A 14,588-nucleotide genomic window follows, 5' to 3' on the forward strand; every position below is an offset into this window, starting at 1 on the left:
ATGGCGTCAGACGCCATTTGACCTAACTGTCATACAACCTACGGTCAACGCATCTAAAATTTTCTGCCTCTGCCTGCGGGACGTGTTGCTCAGGCCTCGCCCTCGGCGCGCAGCCCGTCAAAGACACGCGCCAGGGCGGCGTCGAGCTTGTCGAACATCTCGTCCATCTGCGCGTCCGTCAGGATGAAGGGCGGGCAGAGCACGATGGACTGTCCCAGCGGGCGGCAGATCAGGCCGAGGTCGGTGCAGGTGTTGGCGATGCGCTCGCTGACCGAAAGGTGGCCGGGGAAGGGCTCCTTGGTGTCGGCGTCCTTGACCGCCTCCAGCGCCCACATGTAGCCCACGCCGCGCAGCTCTCCGATGTTCTGGTGGCGCTGCATGATGGCGCGCAGGCCGGCCTCCATCCGGGGGGCCTTGTCGATGACGTTCTGCGCCAGCCCTTCGTTCATCACCACGTCAATCGCCTTCAGCGCGATGGCGCAGCCGACCGGGTGCCCGGAGGCGGTGAAGCCGTGCGGAAATTCCTCGATGGGCGTGATGGCCGCGTCCAGACGGTCGCTGAGTTCCGGCCCCAGGATCACCGCGCCCATCGGGAAGAAACCGGCGGTGAGGTTCTTCGACGAGATGATCGCGTCGGGCATGAAGTCGTAGGTCTGGCAGCCCCAGGTGTTGCCGGTGCGGCCGAAGCCGGTGATGACCTCGTCGGCGATCAGCGGAATGCCGTGCTTTTTCAGGATGGGCTGGATCGCCTGGAAATAGCCTTTCGCCGGCGGGATCACCCCGCCCGCGCCCTGTACGGGTTCCGCGAAGAAGCCCGCGATGGTGTCGGCGCCCTCGCGCTGGATGGTGTCCTCAAGCTCGCGGGCGAGGCGGCTCACGAACTCGGCCTCGGATTCGCCGGGGTTCCCGTAGCGCCAGAAATGCGGGCAGGTCAGGTGGATGAAGCCGTCAAGCGGCAGGCCGAAGACCTCGTTATAGGGCTTGCCCGTCATGCTGGCGGACACGGCGGTGACGCCGTGATAGGCATTCCAGCGGGTCAGGATCTTGCGCCGCTGCGGCTTGCCCTCGGCCCGGTGCAGGAACCACAGCATCTTGACCATGGTGTCGTTCGCCTCGGACCCCGAGTTGGTATAGAACACCTTGCCGCGGCTGAACGGCGAGACCTCGACCAGCTTTTCCGACAGCATCACGGTCTGGTCCGACATCCGCCCGAAGAATGCGTGGTATCCGGGGAAGCGGTCGTATTGCGCCTTGGCAGCCTCGATCAGCCCCGGATGGTCGAAGCCCGCGACCATGTTCCAGAGGCCGGAGTTCGAATCGAGCCACTTGCGCCCTTGGGTGTCGAAGACATAGGGCCCTTGGCCATGCGTCAGGACGATCGTGCCGCGGCTTCCGACGCTGGGCATGTCGGTAAAGCCATACATCGAAACAGTTTCGGCCCGCGCGGCCCAGCTCTTGTCGTCCATGATCGCCTCCAATGCGGTTGGCGCAAGGCTATCCGGGGCCGCCGCCGGGTTCAACAAATCGCCCGGCGGCGATGTGGAGGATGGCGCGGGCAGGCTGCCAAGCCTCGGACATTGGTCGGATTGTCGAGGCGGGTGCTGGGGCTCATCCTGCACGGGCATGTCCCGGGGAGGATGCCGTGCGGAAACTCGTCTTGGCGCTGGCCCTGCTGCCGATGCCGCTTGTGGCGCAGGACCTGGCGATCGCGCCGGTCAAGATGCTGGACACCTCGCGCGAGGCCCGCGACCAGCGGTCCGACCACGATCGCCGTATGGCCCTGATGGAGACCATTCTTGCCGACGAGCTTTCGGCCACGCTGGTCAGCCGCGAGGAGATCGCCGCCGCCTGCCCGCGCGAGACGGCCGAATGCCTGGTCGCTGCGCTGCGCGAGCGGGGGGCGGAACGTGGCCTGTTCATCGTCGTGCAGAAGACCAGCACCCTGATCCTTCAGGCCTTCGCCAGCCTCGTGGACCTCGAGGGCGAAAGACTGGTCACGCACACGGAGTTGAGCTTCCGGGGCGACAACGACGAGGCATGGCAGAAGGCCGCGCATTTTCTGGCGGGCAAGCTTCAGGGCAAGGGCTGACGCCCGCGCTTTCCTTGATGCCGCCGTGGCGCTATAGGGGCCGGATTCCACGGAAAGCGCGCGCCATGACCGACCAGACCCCCAAGCGGCTGTTCATCAAGACCTACGGCTGCCAGATGAACGTCTATGACAGCCAGCGCATGGCCGAGGCCATGGGCGCGGAGGGCTATGTCCAGACGGACCGGGCCGAGGATGCGGACATGGTGCTGCTGAACACCTGCCACATCCGCGAAAAGGCGGCCGAGAAGCTGTATTCCGATCTCGGGCGGCTGAAGCCCTTGAAGGCCGAGCGCCCCGATCTCAAGATCGGCGTCGCGGGCTGCGTGGCGCAGGCCGAAGGGGACGAGATCATCCGGCGGATGCCCTTGGTTGATCTGGTCGTCGGCCCGCAGGCCTACCATCGCCTTCCCGCGATGGCGCGGGGCGAGGCGCCCGCCGTGGACACCGACTTCCCGCCCGAGGACAAGTTCGACCACCTGCCGCAGCGCGCCGCGACCCGCAGGGCACCCGCCGCCTTCCTGACCGTGCAGGAGGGCTGCGACAAGTTCTGCGCCTTCTGCGTCGTCCCCTATACCCGCGGCGCCGAGGTCAGCCGCCCGGCCGAGCGCATCCTGACAGAAGCCCGCGACCTCGTGGCGCGCGGGGTGCGCGAGATCACGCTGCTGGGCCAGAACGTCAACGGCTGGCATGGCGAGGGGATGGCGGGCTTCGGCACGCTGATCCGGGCGCTTGCCGGGATCGAGGGCCTCGACCGCATCCGCTACACGACCAGCCATCCCAACGACATGGGTGACGACCTGATCGAGGCGCATCGGGACGTGCCGCAGCTGATGCCTTACCTGCACCTGCCGGTGCAGTCGGGGTCTGACCGCATCCTCAAGGCCATGAACCGCAAGCACACGGCGGACCAGTACCTGCGCCTGATCGACCGCATCCGCGCGGCGCGACCCGACATCATGCTGACCTCGGATTTCATCGTGGGCTTCCCCGGCGAGACGGATCAGGACCACGCCGCCACCCTGCGGCTCGTGGAACAGGTGGGCTTCGGCACCGCCTTCAGCTTCAAGTATTCCCCGCGCCCCGGCACCCCCGCCTTTGATCGCCCGATGGTGGACGACGCCGTGGCCGACGCCCGGCTGCAGGAGTTGCAGGCGCTGCTGAACCGCCAGCAGAAGGCCGCGCAGGATTCAATGGTGGGCCGGACGCTGGGCGTGCTGTTCGAAAAGCCGGGCCGTCTGCCGGGTCAGCTTGTCGGCAAGTCGGACTATCTCCATTCGGTCTTCGTCCATGCGCCCGACGCACAGGTGGGTGATCTCGTGCAGGTCAGGATCAGGGCGAGCGCCTCGAACTCGCTGGAGGGCGAACTGGCCTGACAGCGCCGCCGTCATCTGGCCCGCGCGGCGGGCGTCAGGCCAAGCTGTCCTGTTCGCCGCGCCGGAACAATCGTCCCAGCAACCCGCCGATCATCCATCCCATCAGGAAGCCGATGCCCGTGGCCCAGAAGCCCGAGGCTGTCAGCGGCACCGCAGGGTGGAAGTCGCCCCATGTCGCGGCCAGCGTCTCGGCGTCGCGCATCCGGTGAGGCAGGGCGATGCGTTCCAGCGCCGAGGCCGCGCGAAGCAGGCCGAGGTCAGTCTCGATCCGCGCAAGACGGGTGAAGACGCGCCCCATGTCCTGCCCGTGGGAATCCAGGAACCGCGTTCCGGCCAGCTGATCCAGCGCCGCCTGCCGGGTCAGCCCGGCGCGCTCGGCGCTGGCGTCGAACTCGGCCGCCACCTTCTGCAGGGCGTCCGCCTGACCGCCCAGCCTCTGGACATACTGGTCCGAGAAGGCCGGGAACTGGGACAGCGCAACCGCGCAGCCCAGCGCCAGGATCAGGCGGAGCAGGCCGGTCACGGCTTGTAGGCCGCCGCGAAGACCGGGGCATAGACGTCGGCCAGGCGGGAAACGGCCTCGGAGGCGGAAAGCTCGACCGACTGGCCCGTGCGGCGGTTGGTCAGTTCGACCACGTTGTTCGCCAGTCCGCGCGGGCCGACCGTGATCCGCCAGGGCAGGCCGATCAGGTCCATCGTGGCGAACTTGGCGCCGGCCCGCTCGTCGCGGTCGTCATACAGGACTTCGAGACCGCGCGCGGAGAGTTCGCGCTCCAGCGCCTCGCAGGCGCTGTCGGTCGAAGCATCGCCCTGCTTGAGGTTGACCAGCCCGACATGGAAGGGCGTCACGCCCTCGGGCCAGATGATGCCCTTGTCGTCGTGGCTCGCCTCGATGATGGCGCCGAGCAGGCGGGAAACGCCGATGCCGTGGCTGCCCATGTGGACGGGCGTGCGGCTTCCGTCGGGGCCGACGACGGTGGCGCCCATCGGTTCGGAATACTTGGTGCCGAAATAGAAGATCTGGCCGACCTCGATCCCGCGCGCGGACTTGCGGCGCTCTTCGGGGACCTGGGCGAAGACGGCCTCGTCATGGGTCTCGTCGGTGCGGGCGTAGCGGCTGGTGAACTCCTCCAGCACGGCGGCGCAGGCGGCGTGATCGTCATAGTCGATCTGCCGGTCGCCAAAGGTCAGGTCGGTGATCTGGCTGTCATAGAAGACCTCGGACTCGCCGGTCTCGGCCAGCACCAGGAACTCGTGCGTGTTCTCGCCGCCGATGGGTCCGCTGTCGGCGCGCATCGGGATCGCCTGCAGGCCCATGCGTTCATAGGTCCGCAGGTAGCTGACGAGGTGCCGGTTGTAGGCGTGCAGCGCGTCTTCCTTGGTCAGGTCGAAGTTGTAGCCGTCCTTCATCAGGAACTCGCGGCCGCGCATGACGCCGAAGCGGGGGCGGATCTCGTCGCGGAACTTCCACTGGATCTGGTACAGCGTCAGCGGCAGGTCCTTGTAGCTGTTCACATGCGCCCGGAAGATGTCGGTGATCATCTCCTCGTTGGTGGGGCCGTACAGCATCTCGCGCTTGTGGCGGTCGGTGATGCGCAGCATCTCCTCGCCGTAATCGTCATAACGGCCGGATTCGCGCCACAGGTCGGCCGATTGCAGCGTCGGCATCAGGACCGGGATATGGCCAGCGCGCTGCTGTTCCTCGTGCACGATCTGCTCGACCCGGCGCAGGACCTTCAGCCCCAGCGGCAGCCAGGAATAGATGCCCGCCGACTGCTGCTTGATCATGCCCGCGCGCAGCATCAGCCGGTGGCTGACGATCTGCGCTTCGGAGGGGTTTTCTTTGAGGACGGGCAGGAAATAGCGCGACAGACGCATGGGGCGTGACCTTTGGCGAGTTGCCCGGCCCGGTTACCGGATCGCCGCCCGAGGGGCAACGCCCGCGCGCCGAGGCGCTTGCGCCGCGCGGCAGGGCGGGACAAACAGAAGGCGGACCGGCAGAACCGGCCGGGACAATCAGTGCCCGACACCCTGAACGGAGCATGCGCAATGCGGTTTGCCGGCAGCAAGCAGGCCATCTGGTGGGGCGCGGTGGCGCTGGTCCTGGTGCTGGTCCTGTGGCTGCTGGGCGGCGCGATCATGCCCTTCCTGCTGGGCATGTCGATCGCCTATCTTCTTGATCCCGTGGTAGACAGGCTGGAACGCGCGGGCGTGTCCCGCGTGCTGGCCGTCGTGCTGATCACCGGGCTTGCCGTCCTGGCGCTGGCGACCGCGCTGGTCTGGCTGGTGCCGCTGCTGATCCGTCAGGGCACGCAACTGGTCGAAACCACCCCCGCCATGATCGACCGCCTGCAGGCCGTGGTGCAAAGCCGCTATCCGCAGCTGTTCCCCGACGGGGGCTTCGTGGACAACGCCCTGCAGCAGGCGCGCACAACGGTCGCGGCCAGCATGGGCACCATCGTCGGCACCGTCATGGGGTCGATCAACGGCGTGATCGGCTTCGTCATGGTGCTGGTCATCGCGCCGGTCGTGGCCTTCTACATGCTGCTCGACTGGGACCGGATGGTGCGCCGCATCGACGCTCTGCTGCCGCGTCCGCACCTTGATACGCTGCGGGGACTGGCCCGCCAGATCGACGACAGCGTCTCGGGCTTCGTGCGGGGACAGGCGGTGGTGATCCTGATCCTTGCCGCCTTCTATTCGGTCGGCCTGGCGCTGGTCGGCCTGCCCTTCGGCATCGTCATCGGCGTGTCGGCGGCCTCGCTGTCCTTCATCCCCTATGTCGGCACGCTGGTGGGCGGCGTGATCTCGATCGGGGTCGCGCTGTTCTCCTTCTGGGGGGAGCCTGCGCAGATCATCGCCGTCGCCGGGATCTTCGTCGCGGGGCAGATGCTCGAAGGGAACTATCTTCAACCCAAGATCGTGGGCGGACAGGTGGGGCTGCACCCGGTCTGGCTGATGCTGGCGCTCAGCGTCTTCGGCACGCTGTTCGGCTTTGTCGGGCTGCTGGTCGCGGTGCCGCTGGGCGCGGCGGTGGGGGTGATCGTGCGCTACTCGGTCGATCGCTACAAGGTCAGCCCCCTTTACACGGGGGCCGAGGCGCCCGCCCCCGTGCCCACCCCCACGCTGGTCGAGCTTGCCCCGCGCGGCACCGTCGCCCGCCGGGTCGCCAGCGCGCAACGCACCCATGACGAGGCCATGCGCGAGGCGCGCATCGAATCGGCCCGCGACGAGGCGCATATCGCCGCCGTCGAGGCGGCCGCCGAGGACGGCGCTCAGATCGCCATGGCCGAGGTCGAGGTGAAATGGCCTGATGCCCCGGCTGCCCTGGGAACCGGGCACCCCCATCCCAAGGTGCGGACCTGGGGCGGGCGCACCCCCGACGGCCCCGATCCGCAGGACCCCGTGGAGCGGAACGCCCCCCGCACCGCCGCCGAGATCATCGAAGACGGCCGGAGGGGCTGACACCCGTGGCGCGCCAACTGACGCTGGACCTTCGCACCCCGCCCGCGCTGTCACGCGCCGACTTCCTGCCAGCACCGGCCAATGCCGAGGCGCTGGCCCTGCTGGACCGCCCCCGCGACTGGCCGCAGGGCCGGCTGCTGCTGGTGGGCCCCGAGGCTTCGGGCAAGTCGCATCTCGCCGCCTTCTGGGCGGCCGAGAACGGCGCGCAGCGGATGCGCGCCTCGGCCCTGCGGCCCGAGATCGCCGACACGCTGGTCCAGCCGGACGGCGCCCTGGTGATCGAGGATGCCCATCGCGCGGGCGGCGCGGCGGGGGCGGAACTGGCACTGTTCCACCTGTGGAACCTTTCCGCCGAGCGCGGTGCGCTGCTGCTGATCACCGCGCGCACGCCGCCGCGCGACTGGGGGCTGGCGCTGCCGGATCTCGCCTCGCGCATGGCCTCGACCGCGCTGGTCCGGCTGGAACCGCCCGACGAGCACCTGCTGACGGCGGTGCTCGTCAAGCTGTTCGCCGACCGCCAGCTGTCGCCGGGGCCGGGCGTGATCGAGGCGCTGGTGCGCCACATGGACCGCGACCTCGGCCTTGCCCGCAAGCTGGTGGCCGAGATCGACCGGGACGCGCTGTCCGAGGGCCGCGCGGTGACGCGACCCCTGGCCATGGCGGCGCTGGGCCGGCTTGGGGCGGGCGCGGCTTAGGATGTTGCCGCTGCAAGCGGGGGTCCACTCCCGCACCCCCGGAGGGTATTTGAGGCAGGACGGAGCTTCGGGCCGGAACGTCGTTGTCACCGTGGCCCTTGGGACGAGTTGCACGGCCTCGGGAATCGCGGCATCAACCCTGTCATGACCCAGGCCGATTTCCTGAAGTGCCCTTTCCCGCCCGCGCGCAGCCTGCCCGAGGGCGCGCCGACGGGACCCGCGCGGTTCTTCAACCGGGAACTCAGCTGGCTGTCCTTCAACTGGCGGGTGCTGGACGAGGCGCGGAATCCGCGCGTCCCGCTGCTGGAACGGCTGCGTTTCCTGTCGATCTCGGCCACCAACCTCGATGAATTCTACACCGTTCGCGTCGCGGGCCTGCGCGAGCTGGTGCGCGAAGGGAACTCCACCCCTTCGGACGACGGCCTGGCCCCGGCCGAGCAGCTGACGCTGATCAACGCCGACGCCCGCCGCCTGATGGGCGCGCAGCAGACCGTCTGGAACAAGCTCAGGCGCGAGATGGAGCGGGCAGGGATCGTGATCCTGTCCCGCCCGCGCATCACGCGGGCTGAGGCGGCGTTCCTGCGCCAGCATTTCGCGGAACAGGTGTTCCCGGTCCTGACGCCGCTTGCCATCGATCCCGCGCACCCGTTCCCCTTCATCCCCAACACCGGCTTCAGCCTGGCGCTGGAACTGGCGCGGGAAACGGACGGGCGGCAGATGCAGGCGCTGCTGCCGATCCCCACCCAGCTCAAGCGGTTCATCGCCCTGCCGGGCGGGCAGCGCTTCCTGCGGCTGGAAGACCTGCTGTTGATGCACCTGCCGACGCTGTTCCCCGGATACCGCGACATCGGCCATTGCGGCTTCCGCGTGCTGCGCGACAGCGACCTGGAGCTTGAGGACGAGGCCGAGGATCTGGTGCGCGAGTTCGAGACCGCGCTCAAGCGCCGCCGCCGGGGCGAGGTGGTTCGATTGAAGATCACTGCGGGCGCCCCCGACCGGCTGCGCCGCATGATCATGCAGGAACTGGGCGTCGGCCCCGACGCCACCGTCGAGGTCGAGGGCCTTCTGGGCATGGCCGATGTGCGCGAGCTGGTGCTGGACAGCCGCCGCGACCTGCAATGGCCCTCCTTCACGCCGCGCGTGCCGGAACGCGTGCAGGACCACGACGGCGACCTGTTCGCGGCGATCCGCCAGAAGGACATGCTGCTGCATCACCCCTACGAGACCTTCGACATGGTCATCCGCTTCCTCAACCAGGCGGCGCGGGACCCGGACGTGGTGGCGATCAAGCAGACGCTGTATCGCACCAGCCGCGACAGCCCGATCGTGGACGCGCTGTGCGAGGCCGCCGAAAGCGGCAAGTCGGTCATGGCGCTGGTGGAACTGAAGGCCCGCTTCGACGAGGCCGCGAACATCCGCCAGAGCCGCCGGCTGGAACGGGCAGGCGCCCATGTCAGCTATGGCTTCATGCAGCTGAAGACCCATGCCAAGATGAGCACCGTGGTCCGGCGCGAGGGCGACCGGCTGGTGACCTACACCCATTTCGGTACCGGCAACTATCACCCGATCACCGCGCGCGTATACACCGACCTGTCGCTGTTCACCTGCGACGCGGCGCTGGGGCGGGACGCGGCCAAGGTCTTCAACTACCTGTCCGGCTACGTCCAGCCCGAGGGGCTGGAGAACCTGGCCATCAGCCCCATCAACCTGAAATCCACTCTGCTGGACCTGATCGCGCGCGAGGCCGATTTCGCCCGCCGCGGCCGTCCCGCCGAGATCTGGGCCAAGATGAACAGCCTGGTCGAAACGGACGTGACCGAGGCGCTTTATGCGGCCTCTGCGGCAGGCGTGAAGATCAACCTGGTCATCCGCGGCATCTGCGGCCTGCGCCCCGGCATCGCAGGGCTGTCCGACAACATCCGCGTGAAATCCATCGTCGGGCGCTTCCTGGAACACAGCCGCATCGTCTGCTTCGGCAATGGCCACGGGCTCCCTTCGCGCAAGGCGCGGGTCTTCATCAGCTCGGCCGACTGGATGGACCGCAACCTGTCGCGCCGGGTGGAAACGCTGGTCGAATGCCTGAACGACACGGTCAAGGCGCAGATCACCAGCCAGATCATGGCCGCCAACATGGCCGACGAGGCGCAGAGCTGGATCCTGCAACCCGATGGCAGGTATCTGCGTCATCTTCCCGAAGATCGTGACGACCTGTTCAACTGCCACCGCTTCTTCATGGAAAACCCGTCGCTGTCCGGGCGGGGGACCGCGGGGGCGGGCGACGTGCCGGCGCTGACCCACGCCAGCGAGTGACCCTGACCACGGCGCAGCCCTCCGGGCCCGCCGCCAGCCAGAAAGACAAGCGATGAACGTGACCACGACCAGCGGCCAGAAAGTTTCCCCCTTTGGCAAGCAGGGCCTGCCCGTGCGGTCCATGCGCGAACTGGCAAGGGTGGGCGTGGTGGACGTCGGCTCGAACTCGATCCGGCTTGTCGTCTTCGACGGCGCGGCCCGCAGCCCGGCCTATTTCTACAACGAGAAGGTCATGGCGGGTCTGGGGCAGGGGCTGGTGAACACCGGCCGGCTGAACCCCGAGGGCGCGCAGCGCGGCATGGCGGCGCTCAAGCGCTTTGCCGCGCTGGCCCGCAGCATGGGAATCGAGGCGCTGACCTGCGTCGCCACCGCCGCCGTGCGCGAGGCCGAGGACGGCCCGGCCTTCCAGCGCGCGGTCGCGCGGCAGACCGGCCTCAAGCTGATGGTGATCGACGGCGAGGAAGAGGCGCGGCTGTCCGCCCAAGGCGTGCTGCTGGGCTGGCCGGACGCCAAGGGTCTGGTCTGCGACATCGGCGGAAGCTCGATGGAACTGGCCGAGGTGGCGGGCGGCCAGATCGGGCGGCGCGCGACCTCTCCGCTGGGGCCCTTCCGGCTGCAGCAGGTCGAGGGCAAGGCGCTCAAGCGGCATATCGAGAAGATCATGGATGGGCTGGTCGAGGCGGTCGGCCGCGACCACGAGCGCATCTACCTGGTCGGCGGGTCCTGGCGCGCCATCGCCCGACTGGACATGGAACGCCGCGGTTATCCGATGACGGTGCTGCACGAATACCGCATGACCCCCGACGACGTGCTGGCGACGGTCAAGTGGATCGGGAACGAGAACCTGTCGGATCTCAAGGCGCGGACCGGCATCTCCTCGGGCCGGCTCGAACTGGTACCGCTGGCCGTGCAGGTGCTGCGCCAGCTCGTGCTGACCTTCGAGCCGCAGGAAATCGCCGTCAGTTCCTATGGCATCCGCGAGGGGCTGTTGTACGAGCAGATGTCCGACAACATCCGCAAGCGCGACCCGCTGACCGAGGCTGCGCGCTTCATGGAACGCCAGATGGCGCGGATGCCGGGGACGGGCAAGAAGCTGCACCAGTTCCTGGCGCCGGTTTTCCCGGGCGTCTCACCGAGGCGCGAGCGGCTGATCCGCGCGGCCTGCCTGCTGCATGACACCAGCTGGCGCGCCCATCCCGATTACCGCGCCGAGGCCTGCTTCGACAATGTCACGCGCTCGAACCTGGCGGCGCTGTCGCATCCCGAACGGGTGTTCCTGGGGCTGGCGCTGCTGCACCGCTACAAGAACGGCCGCGCGGCCTCGCCCCTGATCACGCCGCTGCTGAAGCTGTTGTCCGAGGAGGAGATCCGCGACGCCGAGATTCTGGGCCGCGCCATGCGCTTCGGCGCCATGTTCGCCATCGGTGATCCGAACGAGGCCGGCACCCTGACCCTGGACCGCGAGGCGGGCACCCTGACGCTGAGCCTGACCAAGGCCGGCCGCGACCTGATGGGCGAGGTCGCCGAGTCGCGGCTGAAGGCGCTAGCCGGGGCGCTGGGGGTCGGGGCGGTGGTGGGGTGATCACCCCTTGAAGGTATGCCGCCGATGCCAATCCAGATAAACCCCGTGGGGTCCGAGGGCTGAAGACGAGGGCTGGATCAGCTTGCCGGTATTGTTGATGAGACGGTGCACAATCTCATCTGCAATGCTGTCTCGGGCGATCAATATAGAATGGTCCTCATCGATAGAAAGCAAACCCCGATCAAACATCCAGTGCACTGTCCCACTCAGTGCCAGACCGTTGCGGACTGTATCCGGGCCGTCATGTTCGACCGGGCGGATGTGGGCTGCTTCGACCTCAGGCCGACCCCCGCCATTTCTCAGCTCCAACCCTGATATGGCACAACGGCCGCGATAAGCCCGACGGACATTCCTGGAGAAGGCGGCGTCCCGCAAAGGGCGAGACGTCAGGACCCTAGTCCGATCGGGGGCCAGTGCAGGAACCCAAGCTGTTTGATTTTCTGCAAAGCCACTGGCGTCGTCAGGCAAGGGGGCACGCGGCAGAGTATCCGGTTCGGTATTAAAGCTCAGACCAGCGTTGATGATAGCGGCAAAATCGTCATCTGAAATCAGGCGTACGGCAGAGGTGTTGTTTCCACCCATCCATGCCAGCCCGGTTTCCCACAATCTGCCGTCTGGACGCACACGCGCCAGATTCGTTTTGAAGTCGAGTTCTGAGGCGGTATCCATGACCGCATAGCTGTGAGTAGGGTCTGCAGGATCAGGAACAACGTTTCGCAGCCGCTGCACGCGGTGGTAGCCCTTTCCAGCGCCACGCCGTCCTTCGTAGAAAATAACCCAATCGCCGACCGCCTGCTCGACACGTGAAAGGTAGCTGTTGGGAAAGTGGTAAACGCGTCCCGGCTCGTCGCGATAATGCGAATGGCTCGACTCGATGAAGACGGCTTTTACCATGCTTGCAGCATAGACGTGCAATCCTGGCTCAGCCAGGTGTCGGAATAATGAAAAAGGCCGCCCCATGGGCGGCCTTTCCATTCGTTCTCGCTCGACCGTTCGGCCGGGCGGATGGATCACATCATGTCCATGCCGCCCATGCCGCCCATGCCGCCGCCCATGCCGCCGGCGGCAGCCTTGGGCTCGGGCTTCTCGGCGATCATGGCTTCGGTCGTGATCAGCAGGCCGGCCACCGAGGCGGCGTCTTCCAGCGCGGTGCGGACGACCTTCGCGGGGTCAATCACGCCGAACTTGAACATGTCGCCATATTCCTCGGTCTGGGCGTTGAAGCCGAAGGACTTGTCGTTCGACTCGCGCACCTTGCCGGCAACCACGGCGCCATCGACGCCGGCGTTCTCGGCAATCTGGCGCATCGGGGCTTCCAGCGCGCGGCGGATCAGGGCGATGCCGGCGTTCTGGTCGGCGTTCTGGCCTTCCAGGCCTTCCAGAGCCTTGGCCCCCTGCACCAGCGCCACGCCGCCACCGACGACGATGCCTTCCTGCACCGCGGCGCGGGTCGCGTTCAGCGCGTCATCGACGCGGTCCTTGCGCTCCTTCACCTCGATCTCGGTCATGCCGCCGACGCGGATGACGGCGACGCCGCCGGCCAGCTTCGCGACACGCTCCTGCAGCTTTTCCTTGTCGTAGTCCGAGGTGGTTTCCTCGATCTGCTGACGGATCTGGCCGACGCGGGCCTCGATCTCGGACTTGTCACCGGCGCCGTCGACGATGGTGGTGTTGTCCTTGGTGATCGACACCTTCTTGGCGCGGCCGAGCATGTCGATGCCGACATTCTCCAGCTTCATGCCAAGGTCTTCCGAGATCACCTGGCCGCCGGTCAGGATCGCGATGTCCTGCAGCATGGCCTTGCGGCGGTCGCCGAAGCCCGGAGCCTTCACGGCCGACACCTTCAGGCCGCCGCGCAGGCGGTTGACGACCAGCGTGGCCAGGGCCTCGCCTTCCACGTCCTCGGCCACGATCAGCAGCGGCTTGCCCGACTGGATCACGGCTTCCAGCAGCGGCACCATCGGCTGCAGCGAGGACAGCTTCTTCTCGTGCAGCAGGATCAGCGCGTCTTCCAGTTCCGCGACCATCTTCTCGGGGTTGGTCACGAAATAAGGCGACAGGTAGCCGCGGTCGAACTGCATCCCTTCGACGACTTCGACCTCGGTCTCCATCCCCTTGTTCTCTTCGACGGTGATGACACCCTCGTTGCCGACCTTCTGCATCGCCTCGGCGATCTGCTCGCCGATGAACTTCTCGCCGTTGGCCGAGATGGTGCCGACCTGCGCGACTTCGGCGCTGTCCGACACGGGACGGGCCGCCGACTTGATCGATTCAACGACGCGCTGGGTCGCCATGTCGATGCCGCGCTTGAGGTCCATCGGGTTCATGCCGGCGGCAACCGCCTTCATGCCCTCGCGGACGATGGCCTGGGCCAGGACGGTGGCGGTGGTGGTGCCGTCACCGGCCTCGTCGTTGGTGCGCGAGGCGACTTCGCGGACCATCTGGGCGCCCATGTTCTCGAACTTGTCGGTCAGTTCGATTTCCTTGGCGACGGTAACGCCGTCCTTGGTGATGCGGGGCGCGCCGAAGGACTTGTCGATGACCACGTTGCGGCCCTTCGGGCCCAGCGTCACCTTGACCGCATCGGCCAGGATGTTGACGCCCTTCAGCATCCGGTCGCGGGCGTCGGTGTTGAACTTGACTTCCTTGCCAGCCATTTATCTTTTCCTTGTCAGAGTGTTGAAAGCGTGACCGTCAGGGATCAGTCGATGATCCCGAGGATGTCGCTTTCCTTCATGATGAGCAGTTCCTTGCCGTCCACCGTGACTTCGGTGCCCGACCACTTGCCGAACAGGATGCGGTCGCCTTCCTTCACGTCCAGCTTGATGCGGTCGCCGTCCTCGTTGCGGGCGCCGGCGCCCACGGCCATGACTTCGCCCTCAGCGGGCTTTTCCTTGGCGGTGTCGGGGATGATCAGCCCACCCTTGGTCTTCTCGTCCGACTCGACGCGGCGGACCAGGACGCGGTCGTGCAGCGGTTTGAATCCCATCGTGAACACTCCGATCTTTCAGGTTGCAGTGTTTCGGTTGTTGGCACTCGACCGAGGTGAGTGCCAGTGGCGCCGAGATAGGCGG

The 14,588-nt window shown here is 67.2% G+C and carries 12 protein-coding genes; 6 read left to right on the forward strand and 6 right to left on the reverse strand.

Going from position 1 to position 14,588, the window contains the following annotated elements:
• Nucleotides 1-89: 89 nt before the first annotated feature.
• On the reverse strand, nucleotides 90-1,466 hold the full coding sequence (locus tag ACFFII_RS16360; RefSeq protein ID WP_377699929.1) for an aminotransferase: 1,377 nt from the start codon (nucleotides 1,464-1,466) through the stop codon (nucleotides 90-92).
• 176 nt (nucleotides 1,467-1,642) lie between these two features.
• Here ACFFII_RS16360 and ACFFII_RS16365 point away from each other — a divergent pair, with 176 nt between their 5' ends.
• Together ACFFII_RS16365 and miaB are read left to right on the forward strand one after the other, a co-directional pair.
• Nucleotides 1,643-2,089 carry a DUF2380 domain-containing protein gene (locus tag ACFFII_RS16365; protein WP_377699930.1) on the forward strand — a complete coding sequence of 149 codons (447 nt, stop codon included), beginning with the start codon at nucleotides 1,643-1,645 and terminating at the stop codon, nucleotides 2,087-2,089.
• A 65-nt stretch (nucleotides 2,090-2,154) separates the two neighbouring features.
• A complete protein-coding gene (gene miaB, locus ACFFII_RS16370; protein ID WP_377699931.1) occupies nucleotides 2,155-3,462 on the forward strand; it encodes a tRNA (N6-isopentenyl adenosine(37)-C2)-methylthiotransferase MiaB in 1,308 nt (435 codons plus the stop codon).
• Nucleotides 3,463-3,496: 34 nt separating this feature from the next.
• On the opposite strand, the gene ACFFII_RS16375 is transcribed toward miaB, so the two are convergent.
• Both ACFFII_RS16375 and proS read right to left on the reverse strand, forming a co-directional pair.
• Complete coding sequence (locus ACFFII_RS16375; protein ID WP_377699932.1) at nucleotides 3,497-3,985, reverse strand: DUF2937 family protein; 489 nt, start codon at nucleotides 3,983-3,985, stop codon at nucleotides 3,497-3,499.
• Nucleotides 3,982-5,340, reverse strand: coding sequence for a proline--tRNA ligase (proS, locus tag ACFFII_RS16380; protein ID WP_377699934.1), 1,359 nt, complete (start codon nucleotides 5,338-5,340; stop codon nucleotides 3,982-3,984). Before proS ends, ACFFII_RS16375 begins: the two co-directional genes overlap by 4 nt.
• A 171-nt stretch (nucleotides 5,341-5,511) precedes the next feature.
• Between proS and ACFFII_RS16385 the strand changes: the two genes are divergently transcribed.
• From ACFFII_RS16385 to ACFFII_RS16400, 4 genes are all read left to right on the forward strand, one after another.
• Nucleotides 5,512-6,927: an AI-2E family transporter gene (locus tag ACFFII_RS16385; RefSeq protein WP_377699935.1), complete on the forward strand. Its 1,416-nt coding sequence runs from the start codon at nucleotides 5,512-5,514 to the stop codon at nucleotides 6,925-6,927.
• Between the two features lie 5 nt (nucleotides 6,928-6,932).
• Nucleotides 6,933-7,622, forward strand: a complete 690-nt coding sequence (locus tag ACFFII_RS16390; RefSeq protein WP_377699936.1) for a P-loop NTPase family protein — start codon at nucleotides 6,933-6,935, stop codon at nucleotides 7,620-7,622.
• A gap of 144 nt (nucleotides 7,623-7,766) precedes the next feature.
• Nucleotides 7,767-9,932: an RNA degradosome polyphosphate kinase gene (locus tag ACFFII_RS16395; RefSeq protein ID WP_377699937.1), complete on the forward strand. Its 2,166-nt coding sequence runs from the start codon at nucleotides 7,767-7,769 to the stop codon at nucleotides 9,930-9,932.
• 52 nt (nucleotides 9,933-9,984) lie between these two features.
• The gene (locus ACFFII_RS16400; RefSeq protein ID WP_377699938.1) at nucleotides 9,985-11,514 is read left to right on the forward strand and encodes a Ppx/GppA family phosphatase; all 1,530 of its coding nucleotides are present in this window, start codon (nucleotides 9,985-9,987) and stop codon (nucleotides 11,512-11,514) included.
• Here the strand turns inward: ACFFII_RS16400 and ACFFII_RS16405 are convergent, their stop codons facing one another.
• The 3 genes from ACFFII_RS16405 to groES all read right to left on the reverse strand — a co-directional run bounded on the left by ACFFII_RS16405 (nucleotide 11,515) and on the right by groES (nucleotide 14,503).
• The gene (locus tag ACFFII_RS16405; protein ID WP_377699939.1) at nucleotides 11,515-12,408 is read right to left on the reverse strand and encodes an HNH endonuclease; all 894 of its coding nucleotides are present in this window, start codon (nucleotides 12,406-12,408) and stop codon (nucleotides 11,515-11,517) included.
• 116 nt (nucleotides 12,409-12,524) lie between these two features.
• The gene (gene groL, locus ACFFII_RS16410; protein WP_377699940.1) at nucleotides 12,525-14,171 is read right to left on the reverse strand and encodes a chaperonin GroEL; all 1,647 of its coding nucleotides are present in this window, start codon (nucleotides 14,169-14,171) and stop codon (nucleotides 12,525-12,527) included.
• Between the two features lie 44 nt (nucleotides 14,172-14,215).
• Nucleotides 14,216-14,503 (reverse strand): co-chaperone GroES, encoded by a 288-nt coding sequence (groES, locus tag ACFFII_RS16415; protein ID WP_377699941.1) that lies wholly within the window; start codon nucleotides 14,501-14,503, stop codon nucleotides 14,216-14,218.
• Nucleotides 14,504-14,588 lie beyond the last annotated feature (85 nt).

Origin of the sequence: Paracoccus niistensis (genome assembly GCF_042432925.1) — a bacterium.
In the GTDB taxonomy this organism is placed as follows: Bacteria; Pseudomonadota; Alphaproteobacteria; order Rhodobacterales; family Rhodobacteraceae; genus Paracoccus; species Paracoccus niistensis.

What these genes read in the sequence shown, in the direction of transcription:
- miaB (WP_377699931.1), top strand. Translation starts at nt 2,155, where the DNA reads ATGACCGACCAGACCCCCAAGCGGCTGTTCATCAAGACCTACGGCTGC.
- groL (WP_377699940.1), bottom strand. Translation starts at nt 14,171, where the DNA reads ATGGCTGGCAAGGAAGTCAAGTTCAACACCGACGCCCGCGACCGGATG.
- ACFFII_RS16360 (WP_377699929.1), bottom strand. Translation starts at nt 1,466, where the DNA reads ATGGACGACAAGAGCTGGGCCGCGCGGGCCGAAACTGTTTCGATGTAT.
- proS (WP_377699934.1), bottom strand. Translation starts at nt 5,340, where the DNA reads ATGCGTCTGTCGCGCTATTTCCTGCCCGTCCTCAAAGAAAACCCCTCC.
- groES (WP_377699941.1), bottom strand. Translation starts at nt 14,503, where the DNA reads ATGGGATTCAAACCGCTGCACGACCGCGTCCTGGTCCGCCGCGTCGAG.
- ACFFII_RS16405 (WP_377699939.1), bottom strand. Translation starts at nt 12,408, where the DNA reads ATGGTAAAAGCCGTCTTCATCGAGTCGAGCCATTCGCATTATCGCGAC.
- ACFFII_RS16395 (WP_377699937.1), top strand. Translation starts at nt 7,767, where the DNA reads ATGACCCAGGCCGATTTCCTGAAGTGCCCTTTCCCGCCCGCGCGCAGC.
- ACFFII_RS16385 (WP_377699935.1), top strand. Translation starts at nt 5,512, where the DNA reads ATGCGGTTTGCCGGCAGCAAGCAGGCCATCTGGTGGGGCGCGGTGGCG.
- ACFFII_RS16400 (WP_377699938.1), top strand. Translation starts at nt 9,985, where the DNA reads ATGAACGTGACCACGACCAGCGGCCAGAAAGTTTCCCCCTTTGGCAAG.